Source organism: Tamlana sp. 2_MG-2023 (assembly GCF_030548465.1).
Lineage (GTDB): Bacteria > Bacteroidota > Bacteroidia > Flavobacteriales > Flavobacteriaceae > Pseudotamlana.
The window spans coordinates 391,364-415,190 of record NZ_JAUOSF010000001.1; the positions used below are offsets into that span (position 1 = coordinate 391,364).

The 23,827-nt window shown below is 34.4% G+C and carries 18 protein-coding genes; 7 read left to right on the forward strand and 11 right to left on the reverse strand.

Annotated features, from left to right (window positions below):
- Nucleotides 1–83 precede the first annotated feature (83 nt).
- The gene (locus Q4566_RS01815) at nt 84–698 is read left to right on the forward strand and encodes a hypothetical protein (protein WP_303417658.1); all 615 of its coding nucleotides are present in this window, start codon (nt 84–86) and stop codon (nt 696–698) included.
- A gap of 187 nt (nt 699–885) precedes the next feature.
- The gene (secDF, locus tag Q4566_RS01820; RefSeq protein WP_303417660.1) at nt 886–3,885 is read left to right on the forward strand and encodes a protein translocase subunit SecDF; all 3,000 of its coding nucleotides are present in this window, start codon (nt 886–888) and stop codon (nt 3,883–3,885) included.
- A 438-nt stretch (nt 3,886–4,323) separates the two neighbouring features.
- Here secDF and Q4566_RS01825 read toward each other — a convergent pair whose 3' ends face one another.
- Both Q4566_RS01825 and Q4566_RS01830 read right to left on the reverse strand, forming a co-directional pair.
- On the reverse strand, nt 4,324–5,010 hold the full coding sequence (locus Q4566_RS01825; protein ID WP_303417662.1) for a LytTR family DNA-binding domain-containing protein: 687 nt from the start codon (nt 5,008–5,010) through the stop codon (nt 4,324–4,326).
- Complete coding sequence (locus tag Q4566_RS01830) at nt 5,007–6,041, reverse strand: sensor histidine kinase (protein ID WP_303417664.1); 1,035 nt, start codon at nt 6,039–6,041, stop codon at nt 5,007–5,009. The genes Q4566_RS01825 and Q4566_RS01830 overlap by 4 nt, the downstream gene beginning before the upstream one ends.
- Before the next feature lie 238 nt (nt 6,042–6,279).
- Here Q4566_RS01830 and Q4566_RS01835 point away from each other — a divergent pair, with 238 nt between their 5' ends.
- Entirely contained in the window at nt 6,280–8,655 is a 2,376-nt protein-coding gene (locus Q4566_RS01835; RefSeq protein WP_303417666.1) for an outer membrane beta-barrel family protein, read from the forward strand.
- Nucleotides 8,656–8,761: 106 nt separating this feature from the next.
- The gene (locus tag Q4566_RS01840) at nt 8,762–9,733 is read left to right on the forward strand and encodes a type I phosphomannose isomerase catalytic subunit (protein ID WP_303417668.1); all 972 of its coding nucleotides are present in this window, start codon (nt 8,762–8,764) and stop codon (nt 9,731–9,733) included.
- Between the two features lie 249 nt (nt 9,734–9,982).
- Here the strand turns inward: Q4566_RS01840 and Q4566_RS01845 are convergent, their stop codons facing one another.
- The 6 genes from Q4566_RS01845 to Q4566_RS01870 form a co-directional block, all read right to left on the reverse strand.
- Nucleotides 9,983–10,858, reverse strand: coding sequence for an alpha/beta hydrolase (locus Q4566_RS01845; protein ID WP_303417669.1), 876 nt, complete (start codon nt 10,856–10,858; stop codon nt 9,983–9,985).
- 99 nt (nt 10,859–10,957) lie between these two features.
- Nucleotides 10,958–11,617, reverse strand: a complete 660-nt coding sequence (locus tag Q4566_RS01850; RefSeq protein ID WP_303417671.1) for an alpha/beta hydrolase — start codon at nt 11,615–11,617, stop codon at nt 10,958–10,960.
- 1 nt (nt 11,618) lies between these two features.
- Complete coding sequence (locus Q4566_RS01855; protein ID WP_303417673.1) at nt 11,619–11,951, reverse strand: hypothetical protein; 333 nt, start codon at nt 11,949–11,951, stop codon at nt 11,619–11,621.
- Between the two features lie 6 nt (nt 11,952–11,957).
- Nucleotides 11,958–13,214, reverse strand: coding sequence for a dihydroorotase family protein (locus Q4566_RS01860; RefSeq protein WP_303417675.1), 1,257 nt, complete (start codon nt 13,212–13,214; stop codon nt 11,958–11,960).
- Nucleotides 13,211–15,136 carry a BatA domain-containing protein gene (locus tag Q4566_RS01865; protein WP_303417677.1) on the reverse strand — a complete coding sequence of 642 codons (1,926 nt, stop codon included), beginning with the start codon at nt 15,134–15,136 and terminating at the stop codon, nt 13,211–13,213. The genes Q4566_RS01860 and Q4566_RS01865 overlap by 4 nt, the downstream gene beginning before the upstream one ends.
- Before the next feature lie 41 nt (nt 15,137–15,177).
- The gene (locus Q4566_RS01870; protein WP_303417679.1) at nt 15,178–16,185 is read right to left on the reverse strand and encodes a glycosyltransferase family 2 protein; all 1,008 of its coding nucleotides are present in this window, start codon (nt 16,183–16,185) and stop codon (nt 15,178–15,180) included.
- 83 nt (nt 16,186–16,268) lie between these two features.
- On the opposite strand from Q4566_RS01870, the gene Q4566_RS01875 reads away from it, so the two are divergent.
- The gene (locus Q4566_RS01875) at nt 16,269–18,161 is read left to right on the forward strand and encodes a peptidase M61 (RefSeq protein WP_303417681.1); all 1,893 of its coding nucleotides are present in this window, start codon (nt 16,269–16,271) and stop codon (nt 18,159–18,161) included.
- A 77-nt stretch (nt 18,162–18,238) separates the two neighbouring features.
- Here the strand turns inward: Q4566_RS01875 and Q4566_RS01880 are convergent, their stop codons facing one another.
- Both Q4566_RS01880 and Q4566_RS01885 read right to left on the reverse strand, forming a co-directional pair.
- A complete protein-coding gene (locus Q4566_RS01880; protein ID WP_303417683.1) occupies nt 18,239–19,732 on the reverse strand; it encodes a S10 family peptidase in 1,494 nt (497 codons plus the stop codon).
- 42 nt (nt 19,733–19,774) lie between these two features.
- Complete coding sequence (locus tag Q4566_RS01885) at nt 19,775–20,539, reverse strand: TIGR02757 family protein (protein ID WP_303417685.1); 765 nt, start codon at nt 20,537–20,539, stop codon at nt 19,775–19,777.
- A gap of 239 nt (nt 20,540–20,778) precedes the next feature.
- Here Q4566_RS01885 and Q4566_RS01890 point away from each other — a divergent pair, with 239 nt between their 5' ends.
- Nucleotides 20,779–21,591 (forward strand): hypothetical protein, encoded by an 813-nt coding sequence (locus tag Q4566_RS01890; RefSeq protein ID WP_303417687.1) that lies wholly within the window; start codon nt 20,779–20,781, stop codon nt 21,589–21,591.
- A gap of 122 nt (nt 21,592–21,713) precedes the next feature.
- A complete protein-coding gene (locus Q4566_RS01895) occupies nt 21,714–22,886 on the forward strand; it encodes a nitrate/nitrite transporter (protein ID WP_303417689.1) in 1,173 nt (390 codons plus the stop codon).
- On the opposite strand, the gene Q4566_RS01900 is transcribed toward Q4566_RS01895, so the two are convergent.
- Nucleotides 22,883–23,545: an ABC transporter ATP-binding protein gene (locus Q4566_RS01900; protein WP_303417691.1), complete on the reverse strand. Its 663-nt coding sequence runs from the start codon at nt 23,543–23,545 to the stop codon at nt 22,883–22,885. The two genes, Q4566_RS01895 and Q4566_RS01900, sit on opposite strands and share 4 nt — an antisense overlap.
- Nucleotides 23,546–23,827: the final 282 nt, after the last annotated feature.

The window sequence follows — 23,827 nt, forward strand, 5'->3', positions numbered from 1 at the left end:
AAAATGATATATTGTTCTCAATTAAAATCATAATTCTTCAAAGACAGTAGTAATAAAGTCTTTATTTTTTTATATTTGGCGCCATGAGAGCAAGATGGTGCGTTAGCGCGTTAATTTTTACTTTAACCTTATTTGGAGTTGTTTCACAACAACAAATAGCGGTGCCTAATCAGGAAATTGTACTGCAGTTTACAGATGTTGAATTAACATCACATGAGGTGCAACATACAATTGAGGTGGTTAAAAATCAATTGCTTGCTGCCGGTGGAAGCCATATAAAAGTAAAAGCTCAAGAAAACGGAAAGCTAAAAATAAGCTATTACAGTGATGCCGATGTTTCTAGCATAAAAAGGGCTTTTACTAATGAAGATTACTTAGCACTTTCTTTTGCTAATAATGAAACACCTTCTGGTGAATCGCCTATAGATGATTCAATCCTTAAATACAACTTAGACATCTATGAAATACAATCGGCTAATGATACTGGTTGGGATTTCGATGGTAATATCGTATTACAAGTTGAAACTAAAAGTGATCGTTTTTTAGATCCAAATACAAGTATATCCTCTGGCGATTTAGAATATATAAACGCCAGTTCGGTTTATAAAACAACTTATAAAGTACGTGAGCATGTTACATTTACTATAGGTGAAGATTTACATGCGATTCCAGAGGTTAGGGCGGGCCCCTTGAGTTAAAAGAATTTACTGTGTCACACTTGTTAATAGGTACTACAATACACAGAATTCTTCACTTTTTTAAAACTCAAATTACGCTTCATTAAGTTAGAAATTGAAGCCTAAAATCTTAATTCATAAAACATTGTCAAATATTAAGGTAAATTCTATATTTGCCCGATTAAAAAATTGACGTAAAAATTATATAATGCAAAACAAAGGACTAGTAAAATTGTTTGCTTTATTGTTTGGTTTGGTAAGTATTTATCAATTATCATTCACATTCAAAGCAAATCAAATTGAAAAAGAAGCTGTGGAATTAGCTGCTGCTAAAATTCCATCTTCAGAAGAAAATTATCACGCGAAACGTAGTCAAGAGGAATCTAACTACTTGCAATCTATCGCTACAGATACCGTATATCATATGGGTATCGCAAAATTCACTTATAACGAAGTGAAACAAAAGGCCATGAATTTAGGTCTTGACTTAAAAGGTGGTATTAACGTTATTCTTCAAGTTTCTGTAAATGACATCTTAAAAGGATTAGCAAACAATACAGCCGATCCTACTTTTAATAAAGCTTTAGAAGATGCTACAGAACTTCAAAAAAATGGGCAAAACACCTATTTAGAAGATTTCTTTACAGCTTTTGATGCTATTAAAGGCGATACAAAATTAGCATCTCCAGATATTTTTTACACGAAAGCACTAGATGGTGAAATCGACGGAAGTATGTCTGACGATGATGTAAAAGTGGTTATCGAAAGAAAAATTGACGAGTCTATCGTTTCTGCATTCGAAGTATTACGTAAGCGTATTGATGAGTTTGGTGTAACGTCACCTAACATTCAACGTTTAGGGACATCTGGTCGTATTCTTGTTGAATTACCAGGGGTTAAAGATGTTGAACGTGCTACAAGTTTATTACAAAGTACAGCCCAATTAGAATTTTGGGATGCTTACAAAGGGGAGCAATTCTTTCCGTTTTTAGCACAAGCTAACGAAACATTAAAAGATATTGTTAACCCTAAATCTGATGCAGGTGAAGCTAAGTCTGAAGATGAAGAAGATGCGCAATCTTCTCAAATTGATGATTTATTAGGTGATGCTGAAACAGATTCTACTGCAGTTGCTGCTGTAAACCCTATTTTCGATTTAATTAGAGGTCAAGGTTACCCAGGTGGACCAATTATTGCAAAATTTGAAATTAAAGATAAAGCGACTGTTCTTGATTACTTAAACAAAAAAGAAGTTAGAGCTTTATTACCATCAGAACAACGTTACGTAAGATTCGCTTTTGGTAAGCCAGAAAAAAATAGTGAGTTAGTAGATTTATATGCCTTAGTTGGTAACAGAGAAAATATTCCACCATTAAGTGGCGATGTAGTAACAGACGCTAGAAACCAATTTAGTGCTGTTGGAAAATCTGAAGTTTCTATGCAAATGAATGCAAAAGGAGCTAAGATTTGGGAAGAAATGACCGGAAACGCATATGCACAAGGAAGTCAGATTGCTATTGTTTTAGATAACGTGGTATATTCTGCGCCAGGTGTAACAACTGGTCCTATTGCAGGTGGTAGTTCTTCTATCTCTGGAGATTTTAGTTTAAACGAAGCGATCGATTTAGCAAACGTATTACGTGCTGGTAAATTACCTGCTTCTGCAGATATTATTTCTAGTGAAGTTGTTGGACCTTCTTTAGGTAAAGAAGCCATTGAAAGTGGAACCATGTCTTTCATGATTGCATTAGCATTAGTATTATTATGGATGGTTTTCTATTACGGAAAATCTGGTGGATTTGCAGATATCGCGATGTTATTAAACATCCTATTAATTTTTGGTGTATTATCTGGATTAGGCGCCGTGTTAACCTTGCCTGGTATTGCTGGTATCGTGTTAACTATTGGTATGTCTGTGGATGCCAACGTACTTATCTTCGAGCGTATTCGAGAAGAATTATCTAAAGGTAAGGGGCAAGCAGAAGCTATTAAAGACGGATTTGGAAATGCTTTATCTTCTATCTTAGATGCGAATATTACAACTGGTTTAACAGCCTTGATTTTATTTGTATTCGGTACAGGACCAATTAAAGGTTTCGCAACGACGTTATTAATTGGTATCGCAACGTCTTTATTTACAGCAATCTTTATTACAAGATTATTAATTGATTGGTACGCAAATAAAGGTGGTAAATTAGAGTTCTCAACAGGACTTACTAAAAACCTTTTCAGAAATATCAATATTGAATTCTTAAAGAAACGTAAAATTGCTTACATCATTTCTGGTTCTTTAATCGTATTATCTATTGGTTCTTTATTAACTAATGGTCTAGATCAAGGTGTCGATTTCGTTGGAGGTAGAACGTATCAAGTACGTTTTGCACAGGCTGTTTCTTCTTCAGAAATTACAAATGTTTTATCTGATCCTGCTGTATTTGGTAGTGCAGACGCTAAAACGTTTGGTTCTTCTAACCAATTAAAAATTACGACAAAACATAAAGTAAATGAAACTGGTACAGAGGCTGATGAAGAGATTAGATCAAAACTATACACTGCTTTAGTACCATATTTAGAAGGGATTTCATATGAAGAATTCATCGATTTAAATGATGAAAACAAGCAAGTTGGTTTATTAGAAACTTATAAAGTATCGCCAACAATTGCAGATGATATCAAACAAGCTTCTTTATGGGCTGTATTAGGGTCATTAATTGTTGTGTTCTTATACATCTTATTCCGTTTTAAGAAATGGCAATTCTCTTTAGGAGCTGTAATCGCAGTATTCCACGATGTTGTTATTGTATTGGGTGTGTTCTCTTTAACTTACAAATTCATGCCATTTAACATGGAAATTAACCAAGCATTTATAGCCGCGATACTAACGGTAATTGGTTACTCATTAAATGATACGGTGGTCGTATTCGATAGAGTTCGTGAATATCTTAACGAGCACACATCATGGCATTTTGATAAGGTTGTAGATGTATCTTTAAGTAGTACTTTAAGTAGAACATTAAATACTTCTTTAACAACGTTAGTCGTGTTATTAGCCATCTTTATTTTTGGTGGAGATTCTATTAGAGGATTTATGTTTGCCTTAATAGTTGGTGTTATCGTTGGTACGTATTCATCATTATTTATCGCAACTCCTGTTATGTATGAAACAGTTGATAAATCAAACAAAAAGAAAGCAGTTCTAGAAAGCTAGAAATTAGCATACTTATAAATTGTAAGCCTGTTAGCGAAAGTTAACAGGCTTTTTTTATTTTCTAACAAGTAATATAATTTCTCGCCAAGGTGCTAGGCGTAATAATTAATAGTGAAAAATTAATAATTAAAAATGGTCAAGACTATTTAGGCATTTCAATTTGTTCTGAGATGCGAAAAAAACCTCAGTGTAACTCTGTGAAATCTCAGCGAAGCTCTGTGTAATAGCCACGCAAGAGTAAGCATCCAACAAGCAACATGATTTCTCGCCAAAGCACTAAGCCGCCAAGGTGTAGCGCATGAAAATTAGTGAGAATTCGTGAAAATTCGTGTCAAAAATAAGCTTGGTGTCTCTCTGTGAAATCCTCTGTGCATCTCCGTGTTATAGCTAAACAAGAGTAAGCATCCAGAAACCAACACCCAAAAACCAATAACTAGTTTATAGCTTTAATATATTTTTCGTGAAGTGATCCTTGTAAGCACGTCCCATAGGGATTTTAAAATTACCTTGTAAATACACCAAATTACTTACCAGTTTCTCTATTTTCTGAATGTTTAAAATATAAGACTTGTGTATACGGTAAAATTGATTTTGAGGTAGAACTTCAATCCAATGGCGTAAAGGTTCGTGTGATAAGTATTTTTTATGAGCAGTGATGATTTCAGTATAATCTGAGTCCGATTCAATAAATAAAATATCATCAATAATGATTTTGATGTGCTCGTAGCCTGATTTGATAAAGATTTCCTTAGGTGCTTCGGATGTGTTTTCTGGTTCTTTTGAAGGTACTTTTGAAACCGCCTGAAAAAACCGCTGAAACGAAAAAGGTTTCAATAAATAATCAACCACATTAAGTTCGTAACTTTCTAAAGCATATTCTGAAAACGCCGTGGTTAATATCACTTGCGGAACATTGTTAGAGCTCTTAAGAAATTCAATACCAGAAATTTTAGGTAAATGAATATCTAGAAACATCAAATCGATAGCTTCTGTTTTTAGAAATTCTATAGCCTGAATCGCATCCGAAAACACACCTTTTAAAGTAAGGAAGTCCACGTCACTAATGTATTTTTTTAAAATACGTTGTGCTGGCGGTTGGTCTTCAATTATAATACAAGTTATCATTCGGCTATTTTATGAAGCTTTAAAGTTAATTGAATATCGTAGACGTTATCAGAATCACTTATTGTTAATTCATGAGCATTTGGATAAAGTAAATTTAAACGTTTTTTTACGTTTTTTAAACCAATGCCATGTGTTAGGTTATCTGGTTTATTGAAAGGCATGAAATTATTTCTACAGTGAAAATGAAGTAGATCGTCTTCCATTGAAATTTTAATGTCAATTTCAATGTTTTCAGATTGCGCTGACTGACTGTGTTTAAAGGCGTTTTCAATAAAAACCACTAAAATAAGCGGGGCAATTTCATATTGAGAATTAATATTTTCCGAAGAAAAATTAATAACGCCACGTTCTTCTATTTGAAGCTCATTAAGCTGCGTAAAGTTTTTTAAATGTTCGATTTCCTTGACGATTGAAACGTAACGCGCTTTACATTCATAAAGCATATACCTTAAAACAGAGCTTAACTCTAAAATGATTACGGGTGTTTTTGGCGACGATTCAATGGCGTAAGAATATAAATTGTTCAGATTATTGAATAGAAAATGTGGATTGATTTGCGATTTTAAAAACTGAAGTTCACTTTCTTGAATGTGAGAGGTTAATTTTTCAACCTGACGTTGTTTTACAATAGCATCCCAGGTAAATTTAAAGCCCGATAAAATCGTGATAATCGGTAGAATATCAGCAAGCATATAAAACACACCAGGGAAGGAGTTGGAGCGCTTCGTATTTGGGAAAAACATTTTTTCAAGTATAAATTCTTCAGTAAGAATAACAATAACGATGACTAAAATTAAATTTAAACTAAAAATTAAATATTTCTTCTTGTAAAAAAATGTTGGGATTAAAATGTAACTAATCATCAATCCAGCTAAGGCGTAATTGAAAAACGAGGATATACGGTAAGCTTCAAAATCAAATGTTCTTGTTTTTCCGTCGTAAGCGTAAAAAATAAACACAAGTGCATGTAATACGATTTGGAACAGTATTTCCCTTAAAGTTATTTTTTTAAAAGTCCTTTCTTTTAGCATGTTCCGAAATTACAATATAAACCACAATAATAAAAAGTGGTTTCTGTAAACAGCAGTAATAAGCATGCAAACGTAATTGGGTTTTAATTCAGATAAAGATTTAAGACCTCATAAACGCCAAGTCCAATGGGATTTTTCGTGCGTACCTGCTGTTCACTGGAAAGAAATTGTCGTTTACAGAATACAATCTAACTTTTCGAAATAAAATGGACATTTTTGCACAAACCAAACTTTAGGAATGATACATTTAAAAACATCTTCAACGCTTTTAACATTAAGTTTAACCTTGTTATTAGGCTTTACAAGTGCTGCTCAAAATATTCAAATAAAGGGGCAGGTTGTAGAAGAAAACAGCAAGCAACCGTTAGCGTTTGCAACTGTAGCGGTAGTAGACAGTGCTACTAATGAGGCGCTTTCAGGTTCTATTACCGAAGACAATGGGAAATTTACGTTAGAGACTGAGGTTAGTAATTTTTATGTTCAAGTGAGCTATATGGGTTTTATTTCTAAATCTATTAAACAGTTTGAAGTAAAGAACAACAAAGTAAACCTTGGTGTGGTGCTTTTAACTGAAGATACTGAACAATTGAATGAAGTAGTCGTTAGAGCAGAGGTGTCAAGAAACGAATTTAAGCTGGATAAACGTGTTTTTAATGTAGGAAGAGATATTAGTAACACAGGTGCGAGTGCCTTAGAAGTGTTAGGTAATGTGCCTTCAGTAAGTGTGAATATTGATGGTGACATCAGTTTGCGAGGCAGTCAAGGGGTTCAGGTATTAATCAATGGAAAACCTTCTATTTTGACAGAAGATTCTGGTTCTTTAGGAAGTATTACTTCCGATATGATTGAAAAAATTGAAGTAATTACAAACCCTTCTGCAAAATATGAAGCTGAAGGAACTTCAGGAATTATTAATATTATCATCAAAAAAGAAGAACGTAAAGGGGTTAATGGTTCGGTAAGTTTAAATGCGGGTGTACCTGATAATAACAGCGTTGGTGTGAGTTTAAATAAACGTTCAGAGAAATTCAACTTATTTACACAAATGGGTTTAGGGCGACGTTCAAGACCACAAGATAATGAGTATATCAACGAAGATTTAATAAACAATACTACCCTTTATAATATTGGTGATGAATATAGAAACGAGAAATTTTATACCATCACCTTAGGAACTGATTATTACCTAAATGATGATAATGTATTCACCCTTTCGGGGAATTATGCTTTTGAAGATGAAGATCAGCCTTCTGATAATAATTACCAGTTATTTGATGTTAATGATAACTTAGATTCTGAGTGGAAGCGTTCTGAAACAACTGAAGCTTCTAATCCGAAATGGCAATACGAACTGCAATATAAAAGAGATTTTAAAGATCATGAAGATCATGATTTATTAATTAGTGCTACGGGACGTTCTTTTAGCAAGGATCAAAACTCCACATTCACCGACGAAACCATTTCTGGAGATGATAGAGATGCTTCTCAAAAAACCAGAACCGAGTTTGGTGAAAATACGTATACGTTTAAAATAGATTATACCAAGCCGTTTTCGGAAAAATGGAGTATGGAAACCGGTGCGCAATATGTGATTAATGATGTAAGCAACGATTATGAAGTTCAGGATTTGATAAATGGTAATTATGAAACGAATTTAGGACTTACCAATGTTTTTGAGTTTGATCAAAATGTGCTAGGTATTTATGCTACCGGAGCATACAAGAATGGAAAATGGGGTGTTAAACCTGGGTTAAGATACGAATATACTCAGGTAGATACTTACTTAGTAGATACCGATGAAGATAACAGTCAGGATTATTCCAACCTGTTTCCTAGCATTCATACCTCTTATAAAGTTTCAGATGCAGTGTCGTTACAAGCAGGGTATTCTAACCGTATTTACCGACCAAGACTCTGGGATTTAAATCCGTTTTTTAACATAAGAAATAACTTTAATATTCGTCAAGGAAATCCAGATTTACAGCCAGAATTCACAGATTCTTATGAGATTACCAGTATTTTTGATGTTGGTAAGACATCCTTAAACTTTGGTTTATTCCATAGGTATACCTCAGAGGTGATTGAACGCGTACAAACGTCGGTTGATAATGTTATTGTTACACGTCCTGAAAATATTGGAACCAATAGTACAGTAGGTATTGAGTTTAATACCAAATTTGCTCCTGTAAACTGGTTAAGCTTTAATGTCGATTTTAATTACAATCATTTTACGCGTGAGGGTAGTTACGAGTCAACAGTATTTGATTTTAAAGGTAACCAATGGAATTATAAAATTTTAGCCAAATTAAGATTACCTGCTGATATTGATTTTGAAGCCACTTCTAATTATAATTCCGCTTACCGTACGCTACAAAGCGAAGTGAGCGCTATTGCCTTTTTAGACTTAGGTCTACGTAAAAAGATTTTAAAAGGAAAAGGTGTTGTTAGCATGAGTGTGCGTGATGTGTTTGAATCACGATATAATGAAAGTGTTACCATTCAAGATGATTTTGAAGCTTATAGTCATAGACAACGCGGACGCTTTGTAACCTTCGGATTTAGCTACGGCTTCGGAAAAGGCGATGCCATGGAGTATTCTGGTGGAAGACGCTAGATTTTTATAAATTCATTAGATATTTCCTGCTAAAACACATGAAAAGGTTTTTTTAAAATATGTAATTTTGTGTAAACAACTTACTTTAACATAAACCTACATTAGTATGAAATTATATCCTTTAAAATTTTCACCATTATTTAAATATAGAATTTGGGGCGGTGAGAAACTGAAAACCGAATTACTAAAAGAGTATACAGAAGAGAATATTGGTGAATCTTGGGAGATTTCAGATGTGCCTGGTGACGAAACTGAAGTTACTCAAGGAAATTTACAAGGAAAAACACTTAAAGATTTAATTTCAGAATATAAAGGTGATTTTGTAGGAGAAAAGGTTTATAAAGAGTTTGGAAATGATTTTCCGCTACTTATAAAATTTATAGACGCTAAAACACCACTTTCTATACAAGTGCATCCAAGCAATGAAATCGCTAAAGAACGTCATAATTCATTTGGTAAAAATGAAATGTGGTACGTGATGCAAGCCGATGAAAACTCAGAGCTTATTGTGGGGTTTGATCAGGAGGTTTCTCAGGAAGACTATAAAAAACATCTTGAAAATAATACTATTTTAGATGTTATGCATCATGAAAATGTGAAAAGTGGTGATACCTTTTATATACCAACTGGGCGTGTGCATGCTATTGGTGCGGGTGTTTTATTAGCCGAAATTCAACAAACTTCAGATGTAACTTACCGTATTTACGATTATGATAGGGTAGATGCTAAAACAGGAGAAAAACGTGACTTACATAACGATTTAGCTATAGATGTTTTAGATTATAAAGTACATGATAACTATAGAACATCGTATGAAATAGGTAAAAACGAGACTAATACTTTAGTGAATTCTCCATATTTTAAAACCAATATTATAGAGGTTGATGGCGAATTAAATCGTGATTACAGCACTTTAGATTCCTTCGTTATTTACATATGTGTAGAAGGGACTTTGGAACTTCATTGCAACAATTCAAATGATACCATTAAAACTGGAGAAACCATATTGTTACCAGCAGCAATTGATTCGGTAACACTTAAATCTGATGGTGCGAAATGTATTGAGGTTTTTATGTAATGTTAGCATTGAAAAATTTCTGATTATCCGTAATGTGACATAATTGTTATCGTCAACCTGAACTTGTTTCAGGTTCTCATCACAATATATTAATTATCAGCTTTATGAGATTCCGAAATAAATTCGGAATGACGTAAATACAATGTTTAGGTTACAAAACGGATACACAAAATAAAATTTTAGAATATTAGAAGCTCAAGCAAATTGTTTGGGCTTTTTTTATTTTTTTACAGCTATAAAAGAAAGAGTTTATTCATTCGTTAACCCTAGTTCTTTTAAAAACACCCACAATTTTTTAGTGAAATATGTTTTTTGGGACTTTGAAAAACCACCATGTTTTCCATTTTTAATCGTAATGAATTCACTTTTCACATGATTTTCCTGTAACTTTTTATAAAGTTTTACGGATTGGGAATAAGGTACCGTAGGGTCTTTATCGCCATGAACGATAATGATTGGCGGACTGTCTTTTGTGATGTAATAAAGGGGAGAAACAGATGCTACAAAGTCCCTGTCAAGATAATTCCCACTTAGCCATTCTTTTGAAGACCCCACTTTGTGTAAAATAGTTAAATCTGTGGGCGCATATTTATCTATTATCGCGGCTACTTTTATATTACCACTGTATTTACAATTGGAATCAAAAGTTGTATCATTTCCTAATAATCCAGTCATAAGGGCTAAATGTGCCCCAGCGGAGCCTCCCATAACTACAATTTTACTTGGGTCTACATTTAAGGATTTGGCATTTTTATGGATGTAGATTAAAGCACACCTCACATCTTCAATCGCTGCTGGAGCAGGTGCAACGTTAGTTAGACGATATTCTACATTAGCTACGGCATAACCATTTTTAAAAAATGAGCCATAAGCAGTTTGAGATTCTTTGTTACCATGATTCCAGCCTCCACCATGAATGTTAATAACAATAGGCGTTGGCTGCGTAGCCTTTGGATTGGTGTATAAATCTATACGGCCTTCCCAGCCATTGACCTTGGTGTAAACAACATCAATTTGAGCTTTATAACCTTCAGGGTATTTAACCTTAGAAAAGTTTTGTTTTTGAGCACAGCCCTGAAAACTAAAACTGATCAAAAAAATAATTAAAGGAATAAAGCTTTTCATTAGAATCTTTAAATTTTGATTAATCAGATTATACAATAAGATTCTTTTTATGGAATGTATAGAGTTATAGAAACCACGAAGGTTAAATGAGAAAAGTAATTAGCCAATACGCTTTGTTAGCCATTCCTTAAACTCGAAAAAGTTCTGAGGCGCTACGCCATGACCTACAGGAAACTCCGAATACTGATTTTTAATGTTGAGTTGGTTTAAAAATGGAGTCGTTTGTCTGGCCCAATCAATAGAAATAACTTGGTCTACGCTACCATGCGAGCAATAAAAATCTAAATTCGAATAGTCTTTACTTTCTAAATCTTCAGGAAAAATATCGTGAACTAAATACCCACTTAAAGCGACAATATTCTTTACTTTTTCAGGGTATGTTAGTGCTACACCATAACTCAAAATACTTCCTTGACTAAAACCTAAAAGAGACACATTATCCTTGTTTACAGGGTAAGCAGCAATAGCTTCATCAATAAAGTTCGCGATTAAATCACGGGATTGTTTAGCTTGTTCGATATCGTTCCATTTGCCTTTTTCAGCATCAAAATTGATGGCATACCAGGCATTACCGAAAGGTTGCATTGGGTAAGGCGCTTTTACTGAAATGATAAATAGTTCTTCTGGAAGCTCTGTAGCAAATGAAAACAAATCATTTTCATCACTACCATATCCATGCATCATGATTAATAACGGTGCATTTTCAGTTAAACTTGATTTTCTTATAACGTGTTCTAATGAAAGGGATGTGTTTGCCATATTATTTTCCTAAGTTTGAAAATATTTTTTGATAAAAAGCACCAACTAAAGGTGCTGGTCGTGTTTTTCTCGCCAATGCGTTTGAAAAGCCGTAAATAAAAAGTACAGCAAAAAACAAATAAAAGGCAGAGGTAATAAGCCAATTGTCGAAAGCTCCAACAATATAGCCTAAAGCAAAGAACGTTAGCCAAAGTCCTAATGATTGTCTGATGTGAAAACTTGCAAAAGCAGATTTGTTTTCAGCATTTAAATAATAGGCGATGATAACTCCAAATATGGTGATATAACTAATTATGGCGTTTTTACGCCCTTTTTCAATGTCTTGTTCTGTCATGTGTCATTATGGTTTTAAAACCACTTGATTATTTGCAATGATGCCATAAACGCTTCCTTTTAGAACTTCGTTTTCAAAAATGGCATTCTTAGATTTTGAAGCCATGTCGTTTTTAGTAAACGCAGCTTTTTTGTCCGGATTAAAAAGAGAGAGGTTTGCCGTATTTCCTTCACCGATTAATGAAGATTCTATGCCAAAGCGACTTTTGCCTTTGGTGAGAATATCGATGGTTTTTTTAGTGGTGAATAAATTTTGCAAAGCTCCAAAGGCACTTTCTAAACCAATGGTTCCGTAATCGGCGTAATCAAATTCTATTTTCTTAAGCTCAATATTTAACGGATTGTGGTCTGAAGTAACCATATCAATCGTGCCATCTTTTACACCTTCAATTAAGGCATCGGCATCCGTTTGAGTACGTAATGGCGGTAATACCTTAAAGTGTGTATTAAAATCGCTAAGCGTTTCATCTGTAAAGTATAAATTATGAATCGCCACACTACAGGTCACGTCTAGTTTCTTCTTTTTGGCCTCACGAATAAGCGCCACTGATTTTTCCGTAGAAACCGTTGGAATATGAAGTTTTCCACCGGTGTATTCTAGTAAAAACAAGTCTCTAGCGATTTGCATTTCTTCAGCTAAAGCAGGAATGCCTTTCAAGCCTAAACGGGTGCTAGCAATATGCTCGTGGACAACACCTTTTCCTGCAATGCGGTTTTCTTGCGGATAAGAAAATACCAAGCCTCCGAAATTACTAGCGTATTGCAAAGCAATTTTCATTAAATTCGGATTAGAAATAGGTTTTTTGTAATCGTAAAAAGCAACGGCTCCAGCAGAACTCATGTCATAAAGCTCGGCTAAATCTTCGCCCTTACTCGCTACCGTTAAAGCACCAATTGGTAAAAGGTTTACCGCGTTATTAAACGACTTAGATTTTATAAACGTAATGTTAGCGTTTGAATCAATAACCGGACTACTATTCGCATTTAATGCAACGGTAGTAAATCCAGAAAGCGCTGCGGTTTTTAGTCCGTTTGCAATGGTTTCTCGTTCTTCCCAACCTGGTTCTCCAAAACTGACGCCACTATCAAACCAACCTTGTGAAATGTGAAGGTTGTCAAGAGTGATTTCTTGATAATTATTAGGATTTTTAATGGTTTGGGCAATCTTAGTAATCACGCCATTTTCAATTAATAAATCCTGGGTGGAATTGTGAAATTCGCTTTTAGAATCAATAATCGTGGCCGATTTTATAAGTATGTTCATTTAAAGAATTTTAAGATGAGCAATTCAATAATCAATAACGCTAGTGCAAAAATAACAAACCATTTCCACAGGGCATTAATTTTTGTGTCACTTTTTATGGTGTCGAAAATTTTAGTGACTGAATCGCTCACGGTAACTTGTTTTAAATCGGATAGATTGCGGTAATTCAAAGCACTTTCGCTTCTATTGTAATTATAACTTATGTTTTTTATGGCTTCAGCTTTGTTCATTACGGTGTAAATTCCTGCCACTGAAGGTTCTTCTGAGGTTTGTACAACCACTTTATTGTTAAAATATTGTTGTCTAGGAATCAGGTTAATGTCTTCTTTAACTAATGATAAAACTGCATCTTGTTGCATTTGTGTTTCGACATCAAAAGTGTTTTCCTCGTCTAGAGTAAAATATAAATGAGGCGTTTTAAAACTTTGCTTCGCCATATTGAATAGGGTAGGAACAATAAGCGGTGAGTTTTTAAAGCTTGAATTAGCATCGTTTATTGGAGCTGAAAACGCATAGGTGTGATTCAGTTGTGTTAAAAACGGTTTGCCGTCTTCCAATTGTAAGGCGTTTGAAGCTCCATTAGAAATAACGCCATAATAACTGGATACTTTTGGATACTGAAAGTTTTTAACTTGTTTCTCAAAAACCCCGTTGTTATAAAGTGGGTGGCTATAATTTATTGTGGTAATGCGCTTTTCTAAAGGAATGTGTTTTGTAAACTGTGCGCCATAATTATTTAATAATTGGTTGTATGAATTTAGTTGAACATTTTCAGAAGGAATCACTACAAGGGAACCTCCTTGGTTTGTAAACAGTTTTAAAGCTGAAATCATTGCTGTTGAAACCGCTTCCAATTCATTTAAGATTATAAGATGTTGTTTGTCAATAAGATTAAAGTTTAACTGCTTTTCTGTGGTTGAAGTGTAATTGAATTCATCATCAGTGTAAATACGTTTTAGAAAAACATCATCTGCAGCATTAATAGCAAGTACATTAATTTTTGAGGCTTTATTAATGTTGAAAAATAAGGTGTTGTCAAACTGCAAACTGGCATCTTCAATGGTGATTTTACCATTTATAATGGCGTTTGTGGGTAGAGTAAATGTTGTTTCACTTGCCTTGATTATAGCTACGGATGTTTTTGCGATTAACTTATCGTCATTAAAAAGTGACATGGGTAAGTTTTCAATGGCTGCTCCACTGTTTTTTAAAGAGACCGAAAGTTCTAAATTATTAGCGTTTGTTTTAGAAATGAAAGCACTATCAATAGCAATGTTGTTTTTATTTACAGCCTCTAGCTTTACCAGATGAATTTGGGTTAACGAATCAGGTTCAATGTTAAACTCAGAATTATCTTGTTGAAAATCGGATATAAAAATCAGATTTTTTAAAGTACCATTTTGCTTAGTAAAAAATGTTTTACTTTTTAATAAGGCAGCTTGTGAAGTGAGTTGAGTAGCCGCGTAATCTAGTTTTAATAAATCGTTTTTAATCGCAGTAATGGTGGTGTTTTTAAAAACCTGATTATTAGTGATTAAAGTGATGTTTTCTTCTTCTGAAACGTTCGTGATAATATCTTGAACCGCACGTTTTAATAGAGCACCTTGATTCCCTTTGGCTTGCATGCTAAAGGAATTGTCAAGGTAGATAATCGTTTCTTTTTCAGTGTTAAAACTGCTTTTCTTTGAGGTATAGGGCTGTGCAAATGCAAAAACTAATGCTGCTAATAAAAGCATGCGAGTAAGCAGAATGAGCCACTTTTTTATTTGCGAACTTTTTCGTGTTTGAAGCGTGGCTTCCTTTAAAAAGGCCACATTGGTAAAATCTTCACGCTGAAATTTACGAAGTTGAAATAGGTGAACAATGATAGGAATGAGCAGTAAAAATAAGGCGTAAAGAAGTTCGGGGTGTTTAAACTGCATATCTTATTGTAGATTAATCAAACGTACATAATTTTTTGGCATTAACAAAAGAAAACATAATCTTCAATGGCTTTTAATTTCAACTGATTCATGTATTCTAAAATGACTTTTTGCTCATCTTTATTAGCAACGCTAATAATGCTTTGAGGGTTTTCAATGTCTTCTAAGAAGCGAAATGGTTTCAAAACCGTGCCGTAGATATCTTTACCAATTTTTTTAGGGTTATCGCAAATCCACTCAAACGGAATATTTAAAGCAGTTAGTTTTTTTGCGATGGTTTTGCCTTTGTTACCAGCACCCCAAACCACTAAAGTTTTATCTTTTTGGTAGTCGAGCTCTAGAAAATATTTCAGTTTAATAGCTATAAAATGATTCTCGGCATAATGTTCATGAGTTCGTGAGGTACGATCACTATAATCGCGCCAATCATGTAAAACGGCGTCACAGGGTATGCATTTAAAATTATACTTGTAAAACCTGAAAGCCAAGTCGTAATCTTCAGGGTAAATATTGGGGTAAAAAGCCTCACAAGCTATTAAATCTTCACGATGTACCATCCAGCAAGGAGAAGGAATAACGCATTCTTTATAAATTTCAGAATAGTTGCTGCCTTTTTTGGTTAAAGCATTCAGCCAAAGCTCATAACTTTTATAACCTGCTTTTATACCATTTTCAGCAAAATAATGCACTTTTCCTAGGGCGACATGCTGTTTTCCGTAGGCCATTAAATTTTCAGCTAAAACAGCAATTTTATTTGGACGCATCACATCATCACTATCCATTCTAGTAATAAAATCGCCTTTACTATGATGGAAAGCAAGTCTTAAAGCATCAATAATGCCGCTTCCTGAATTTTTTAAAAGCTTGATGCGATGGTCTTCAGAAGCAAATTTTTCAACGATATCAAAACTGTTATCTGTAGAATGATCGTCTACAATAAGCAATTCCCAATGACTGTAACTTTGCCTAATTATCGAAGTAAGACAATTCGTAATATAATTTTCAGTATTTTTAAACGGAATTAAAATACTAACAAGAGGTGTCTGCATGTCGCGAATTTAACAAAACCTTAGCGAATGCACCCGTTCATAAATAGTATTTTGCGCATCTATTTTAATAAAAAAAAGAATACATGAAAAACAGATTTTTAGCCTTAACCCTTACAGGCTTAATATTGGCCAGTTGTGGTACCAAAAAAACATCAGCAAATGATTTAGCTGTAAATACACCAATCGAAACTTCGTTGGACTTGGTTCATATTAATGAAGACCGTGTTCCAGTAACGGTAAATCCAGGACGTTTTACAGTTGATGAAGTGACTTATAGATTGCCTAAAGTGGTCCCTGGAACTTATGCTGTTAGTGATTTTGGAAAGTATGTGGATGATATCAAAGCCTACGATTATAATGGTAAGGAAATGACTGTTAAAAATGTAGATGATAATACTTGGACGATTTCTAATGCTAAGGAATTGGATAAGATCAGCTATTTAATAAATGATACTTTCGATATAGAAGAAGAAGGCGGTATTGGTCACGAAACACCATTTTCACCTTCAGGAACGAATATTGAGGAAAACAACTTCGTCTTAAATTTACATGGTTTTATTGGGTATTTTGATTCTTTAAAAACGAATCAATATAAAGTCGATATTACAAGTCCGTCAAAATTTGTGCGCTCAGCAGCTTTACAAGAAGTAGGATCTAAAACGAGCGAAGACGGAAATACAACGACATCAAGTTATATCGCCCAAAAGTATTTTGATATTACCGACAACCCATTGATGTATGGAGATTTAGACGTTGAAACATTTCAGGTTGGAGACATAAAAATTGTTTTAAGCGTTTATTCACCAAGTAAATCACATTCTGCAAAATCGTTAAAAGAAACGGTTTACAAAATGATGGAAGCTCAAAAAGCGTATTTAGGTGATATTAATGCGACTTCTAGATATGATATTTTCTTGTATTTATCTGAAGGTAAAGAAGACTCGCCAAAAGGTTTTGGTGCTTTAGAGCATCATACATCTACCGTTGTGGTTTTCCCGGATGATATGTCAGCTGCCGCTTTATCTAAAAATATGATTGATGTGGTTTCACATGAATTTTTTCATATCGTAACGCCTTTAAGTGTACACTCTGAAGATGTTCAATATTTTGATTATAACAACCCAACATTCTCTAAACACTTATGGATGTATGAAGGAGTTACTGAATATTTTGCCACTTTATTTCAAATCAATCAAGGTTTAGTTGATGAGGCGGAATTTTATAACACTATTATGGAAAAAATCAGTTATTCAAAACAAATGGATGATACCATGAGTTTTACCATAATGAGTGAAAACGTTACTAAGGAACCTTATAAAGATCAGTACTTAAATGTGTATAATAAGGGGGCTTTAATCGGCATGTGTATTGATATAATCATGCGCGAAGAAAGTGATGGTAATCGTGGTGTTTTGTCTCTTATGAAAGAATTATCAAATAAATATGGTAAAGACAAACCATTTGAAGATGATAAATTATTCGATGAAATTGTAGCGATGACTTATCCTTCTTTAGGTGATTTTTTTGAAATGCACGTAATTGGTGATATTCCAATTGATTATAGCGCGTTTTTTGATAAAGTAGGCCTTGAAATTAAAGATGGTCAAGTTGAAGGTAACTATATTATTATGGACGGAGCACCTATAGTTACTGGAGATCCTGAAAAAGGTGTTATCTTTTTTACCGAGCAGGTTGCAGGTAATAGTTTCTGGGTAGAGCAAGGTGTATTACCAAACGATATTCTAAAAACTGTTGGAGGAAAACCAATGACTTTTCAAAATGCAAATACCATTCTACAAGAAATTTACACTTGGGAAGTAGGGCAAGATATTGATGTTGTTGTAGTTCGTGATGGCGTAGAGAAAGTTATAAAAACGAAAGTGACCAAGACATACGTTTCAGGTGAAGGCCTTAGCGAAAAGGCTGATGCTACTGCTGCTCAAAAATCATTGCGTGAAGCATGGTTGCGAGGGTAGTTTTTAGGAGCTAAGTAGTTAAGAAGTTAAGTAAAAAAACGATTGGTGAACTGTGTTCACCAATCGTTTTTTTTGTTTTAATTTGTGTATTTCGCAGCCTTTCCGTTGCTTGATGCATTTTTTATAAACTCACGAATGTCATCGTTTGCAGAGATTAAATCGTCTTTTCTAAGGTACATCATATGTCCGCTACGGTAACCTTTGAATGTAAAACGGTCTTTCATTTTCCCGCTCGGATCGACTTGCCACGTGGTATATTTTGCGGCAAAATAAGTTGTCGCGCCATCATAATACCCGGATTGGACAAGCACTTTTAAATACGGGTTTTGTGCCATAGCTTCTCTTAGCCCTTCTCTTACATTATCGTTTCTTCTATCCCATGGGTGTACATCTCCAAACATGTTATATTTTATGTCGGTTTTAAAATTTAAATGTTCTCTTATATAATAATTTATGGCCGGTGTAAAGGAGTGCGACCATGAAGAGATTTCGGCATTATAATCTGGAGAGTTACCAGATTCTGTTTTGTCAATGCCTAAATATCTAGAATCTAAACGCCCGATTGTTTGCCCTGTTTTATCCCGAAGTAATGCTTTCCAGAAATAGCTGTTAGGTACTTCTAAATTATGTTGAATGATTTCTTTTTCAGATAAACCTGAGTAGTAGGCTACTTTTTTAGCGATTTGTTGTTTTTCAGTTTCCGAAATAGAACCACCTTTAGCCAGTGCCGGAATGAAGTTGTTTATGGCATAATTTTCAACTTCAGGAAGAATTTCTAATAAATCTTTTTGTTGCAGTTCAGCAGGTAATACTTTATGATACCAAGCGGCAGCAGTAAAATATGGCAAGTTTAATGAAGCGTAGATAGGCTGACCAGTGCTGTATAATTTATAATCGGCAGGAGAAACCATAATAACCCCATTAAGATACATCCATTGGTTAGATTGTAGTTCGTTAGCTAAACCCATAACTCGAGTGCCTCCGTAACTTTCACCAATAATATATTTAGGAGATTCCCAACGGCTTTTTCTAGAAACAAAGGTATTCATCCATTCTGCTAGATATTTAATATCAGCGTTAATACCAAAAAAGGTATCGCGCTCTGGAAGTTTACCATCTTTATCGGCAATCATTCTTGAATAGCCCGTGTTTACAGGATTTACGTAAACAATATCGGCCACATCTAAAATAGAGTTGGGGTTATCTTTTACGCCGTAAGGTTGTACTGGATAACCTTCATCATCGAGGTTTATAACTTTTGGGCCCGTATATGCAATATGCATCCAAACGGAAGCAGAACCTGGTCCGCCATTAAATGAAAAAACTAAGGGGCGATTGGCTTTATCCTTAACGTTATTGCGTTCGTAATAGGTGTAGTAAAGTGTGGCAATGGGATCACCTTTTTTATTCCAAACAGGCTGCGTTCCTGTGGTAGCTTTATAGGATATGCTTTGACCTTTTATTGTGGTTGTATTCGTGGTTACAACCATGGTGTCAACAGGAATTTTTCGAGACTGAGAAAATGCAGAAAAGAAGAATAAGGCAAATAAAAAAAGTAGTGATCGCTTCATAAGTATTCAAGTTTTTAAACTCAAAGGTAATGAAAACGGATTTTAAAATCCTTCAAAAACACCTAGTCCAAAAAGGGCAAAGTCATATTTAACAGGGTCTTTGGAGTCTAATTCCCGCAAAGCGGTGTCTAATTCTAACAAAGCTTTGGCATCATTCTGCTTTCGGGTAAGTAAGCCTAATTTTCGAGCAACATTACCGGAATGTACATCTAAAGGACATGATAATTCGGAGGGCGAAATGGTTTTCCAGATGCCAAAATCTACACCCGCTTGGTCGTTTCTCACCAGCCAGCGTAACATCATATTCAATCTTTTAGCTGCCGAACCTTTTTTAGGATCTCCTACATGCTTTAATGTTCTAGAAGGGTGCTCAATAGAGAAGAAGGTTTTTTTAAACTCATGAATAGCCAGTTGCATGTTGTTTTCCGTAAGGTGTTTTAGAAAAACGGCTTCCAGGCCACCGTGGTTTTGATAGATGTTCCTTAAAGATTTGATAAAGTAGGTTAAATCTTCAGAATTAAAGGTGCGATGCACAAAGCCATGAAAAGCATCTAAGTCATTTTCTTTATGGTTGATGATGAAATCGTAAGGTGAATTTCCAAGTAATTCCATCATACGATCGGCATTCTTTATTATCATTTTACGGTTTCCCCATGCTATGGTTGCTGTTAAAAAGGATGAGATTTCGATGTCTTCTTTTAGGGAAAAACGATGCGGAATTTGAATTGGGTCACTTTCAATAAACTTGGGATTGTTGTACTCAATGACTTTAGCGTCTAAAAATTCTTTTAATTCCGTAGTGTTCAAGTGAAAAGGATTGTGATTCAACATTAATTTATAAATTCAAAAGTACTGTTTATTATATGATTTAAGAAGTGTGCTGTGGTCAGTTCGTTTAAAAGTAAATTGGTTTTTATATCTTTGAACGGTAAAAAATCGTCGATAAACAGCTGTATTTTATTGGAAATACAGCTTTTTCGTTCATTGAATGAACTAAATTTTAATCAAAACACGTTATTTCCCTAGAAACTAAAACACAGAAACTTATGAAAAAACTAATTGTACCCATTTTAGCATTACTTTTTATAGCCTGTGATCAGGAAGATGTAGATGATGTGAAAAATGCTGCAAATCCAGATGATAGCATTGAGGCTGTTAGAGAATATGCTTTTGTGAATCAAATCTTTCAGGATATTGGAAATAATACCGGAGATGCCGTATTAACTTCTGAAAATTCGCAAACGTCTAAAATTTCTGGAGCTAAAAATTCACCAGATATTACTATTGAACCTTTTGATTTAATTTCTTTTCCAAAAACAATTACAGTCGATTTTGGCGAAGGACTTTTATGCGAGGACGGTATTACGCGTAAAGGAATCGTGACTATTGTATCTACAAACTGGTATCGTCAAGAGGGTAGTGTACACACTTCTACATTTGAAAATTACTACCATGAAGATTATAAAGTTGAAGGAACGCATGTGGCTGAAAATTTAGGTGAAAATGCAGATGGCTTTTTAGAATACGGTGTTACCATTAATGATGGAAAAATTACCACCGAAACTGGAGAAAGCATTCAGTATAACGAAGATTCTATGAGAACGTGGGTTTCAGGTTTCGATACCCCATTACATATCTGGGATGATGAATATTTACTAGATGGTAAGCAATCTGGCGAAAGTTCAAAAGGCGTTGATTATACCTTGACTGTCGATGAGTCACTTCACTTTGTATTATTGCCGCGCCAAGTTAAATCGGGGATTCTATCTCTTGATGTTGGTTTGTTTAAGGATATCAAATTAGATTATGCCGATAAAACCATTACTGTTTTAGGAACGACTTACCCTTTTGTGGACTAAATAAATTATAAGTATAAGTTTGAATCGTGTCTAAGCGGTTCAAACTTTACTTTTAATAGGGTTCATTTTTTAATGTTAACTTTGATGTTTAACCACGACAAAACATTCCCAAAACCATTAATTTGAACCACTCCAAAGTAATTCTACCCACCATTGTTTTTTCTCAATTTTGCTGTACCTCTTTGTGGTTTGCAGGAAATGGGGTTATTACTGATTTAATTTCTACCTTTAATTTAGAACCGTCTGCCTTAGGGCTTTTAACTTCAGCAGTGCAGTTTGGGTTTATCATTGGTACTTTTCTATTTGCTTTTTTTACGATTACCGATAGGTTTTCACCTTCAAAAGTTTTTTTTGTGAGTGCGCTTTTAGGAGCATTTTTCAATGGTTTGGTTGTTCTTAAAGGACATAGTATTCATACTTTGGTGGTGCTGAGGTTCTTAACGGGGTTCTTCTTGGCAGGCATTTACCCTGTAGGCATGAAAATAGCAGCCGATTATTATCAAAAAGGCTTAGGGAAATCTCTTGGCTTTTTAGTTGGTGCGCTTGTTATAGGTACTGCCTTTCCGCACTTATTAAAAGGGTTTAGTCATTTTATAGCTTGGCAAAATATAGTTTATATTACTTCAGCTTTAGCTTTATTAGGAGGTGTTTTAATTTTAGTTTTTGTTCCCGACGGCCCTTTTAGAAAATCCGCGAAAGCGATCGATTTATCGGTATTGTTTAAAATATTTAGAAATGGTGATTTTCGTTCAGCGGCTTTTGGATACTTCGGGCATATGTGGGAACTTTATGCGTTTTGGGCATTCGTACCCTTGCTTTTAACAACTTATGTTAAGACACATCCCAACGCAGGTTTTAATATTTCGGTGTTAAGTTTCTGTATTATCGCTCTAGGCGGAATAGCTTGCGTGATATCAGGCTATTTATCTGAGAAGTTTCAAACGAAGCGTGTTGCTTTAGTAGCCTTAATTTTATCAGGAATTTGTTGTTTGGTGTCACCGTTGTTTTTCCAGATCACTTCCGAAGTAATTTTTATTGCGATTATCGCGTTTTGGGGTATGGTGGTTATAGCAGATTCGCCGTTGTTTTCTACATTAATAGCGCAAACGGTGAACCCTGAGTTTAAAGGAACTGCCTTAACTATAGTAAATTGTATAGGTTACTGTATAACTATTGTAAGTATTATGCTTTTAAATAATTTAAGTAGTTATGTTTCAATGGAATATATTTTTGTGATACTTGCTATCGGGCCTCTTTTAGGAGTTGCTGCATTACTCAAAAAGCGAGAGGTTTAACTCGTTATATTTCCATCAACCATGGTTAATTTTCTATCGGCCATATTGGCTAAATCTTCATTGTGCGTTACTATTACGAATGTTTGTCCGAATTCATCACGAAGTTTGAAGAATAAATTATGAAGGTTTTCAGCAGATTCGCTATCTAAATTTCCTGAAGGTTCATCGGCGAAAATTAAATCTGGGCTATTAATCAGGGCTCTAGCTACGGCAACACGTTGTTGTTCTCCTCCCGAAAGTTCGTTAGGCTTGTGGTCGTACCGGTGTGATAGTCCTAAGAAATCTAGGAGTTCTTTTCCTCGTTTTTCAGCATCAGCTTTATTGGTGCCTTTTATAAATGCAGGCAAACATACATTTTCAAGAGCTGTAAATTCTGGTAGTAATTGATGAAACTGAAAAATAAAACCGATATGCTCGTTTCTAAACTTAGCAAGGGCTTTATCTTTTAAATCATTAATTTTAGTTTTATTGATGCGTAATTCAAATGGTTTTCGCGAAGAAGCACGATCTAAAGTTCCTAAAATTTGCAATAAAGTGGTCTTTCCTGCACCAGAAGCACCAACTATAGAAACAACTTCTCCTTTTTTGATATGAATATCTACGCCTTTTAAAACTTGTAAATCGTCGTAAAATTTATGAATGTTTTTTGCTTGAATCATCTATAGAAAATAATAGGGGTGAATTTACTACTTTAAAGCGTTATGGACAATTAAGTTTACTTTTTTTGTGTTATCTGTTTTAAGAGGTATATATTTAGGGGAGTTAAAGTTGGAAGTTAAAAGTTAAAAATTAAAAGTGAAAAGTTAATAATTAATTTATTTAGTTTGAAAATAAAGCCTCAACTTTCATTAACCATTAACCATTAACCATTAACCATTAACCATTAACCATTAACCATTTATGGAATTTTTCTCACCCATTTTTAACGGAATAATTGTCTT

Excerpts from the sequence above, each read along its gene's own strand:
- Q4566_RS01815 (WP_303417658.1), top strand. The coding sequence starts at position 84 with ATGAGAGCAAGATGGTGCGTTAGCGCGTTAATTTTTACTTTAACCTTA.
- secDF (WP_303417660.1), top strand. The coding sequence starts at position 886 with ATGCAAAACAAAGGACTAGTAAAATTGTTTGCTTTATTGTTTGGTTTG.
- Q4566_RS01825 (WP_303417662.1), bottom strand. The coding sequence starts at position 5,010 with ATGATAACTTGTATTATAATTGAAGACCAACCGCCAGCACAACGTATT.
- Q4566_RS01830 (WP_303417664.1), bottom strand. The coding sequence starts at position 6,041 with ATGCTAAAAGAAAGGACTTTTAAAAAAATAACTTTAAGGGAAATACTG.
- Q4566_RS01835 (WP_303417666.1), top strand. The coding sequence starts at position 6,280 with ATGATACATTTAAAAACATCTTCAACGCTTTTAACATTAAGTTTAACC.
- Q4566_RS01840 (WP_303417668.1), top strand. The coding sequence starts at position 8,762 with ATGAAATTATATCCTTTAAAATTTTCACCATTATTTAAATATAGAATT.
- Q4566_RS01845 (WP_303417669.1), bottom strand. The coding sequence starts at position 10,858 with ATGAAAAGCTTTATTCCTTTAATTATTTTTTTGATCAGTTTTAGTTTT.
- Q4566_RS01850 (WP_303417671.1), bottom strand. The coding sequence starts at position 11,617 with ATGGCAAACACATCCCTTTCATTAGAACACGTTATAAGAAAATCAAGT.
- Q4566_RS01855 (WP_303417673.1), bottom strand. The coding sequence starts at position 11,951 with ATGACAGAACAAGACATTGAAAAAGGGCGTAAAAACGCCATAATTAGT.
- Q4566_RS01860 (WP_303417675.1), bottom strand. The coding sequence starts at position 13,214 with ATGAACATACTTATAAAATCGGCCACGATTATTGATTCTAAAAGCGAA.
- Q4566_RS01865 (WP_303417677.1), bottom strand. The coding sequence starts at position 15,136 with ATGCAGTTTAAACACCCCGAACTTCTTTACGCCTTATTTTTACTGCTC.
- Q4566_RS01870 (WP_303417679.1), bottom strand. The coding sequence starts at position 16,185 with ATGCAGACACCTCTTGTTAGTATTTTAATTCCGTTTAAAAATACTGAA.
- Q4566_RS01875 (WP_303417681.1), top strand. The coding sequence starts at position 16,269 with ATGAAAAACAGATTTTTAGCCTTAACCCTTACAGGCTTAATATTGGCC.
- Q4566_RS01880 (WP_303417683.1), bottom strand. The coding sequence starts at position 19,732 with ATGAAGCGATCACTACTTTTTTTATTTGCCTTATTCTTCTTTTCTGCA.
- Q4566_RS01890 (WP_303417687.1), top strand. The coding sequence starts at position 20,779 with ATGAAAAAACTAATTGTACCCATTTTAGCATTACTTTTTATAGCCTGT.
- Q4566_RS01900 (WP_303417691.1), bottom strand. The coding sequence starts at position 23,545 with ATGATTCAAGCAAAAAACATTCATAAATTTTACGACGATTTACAAGTT.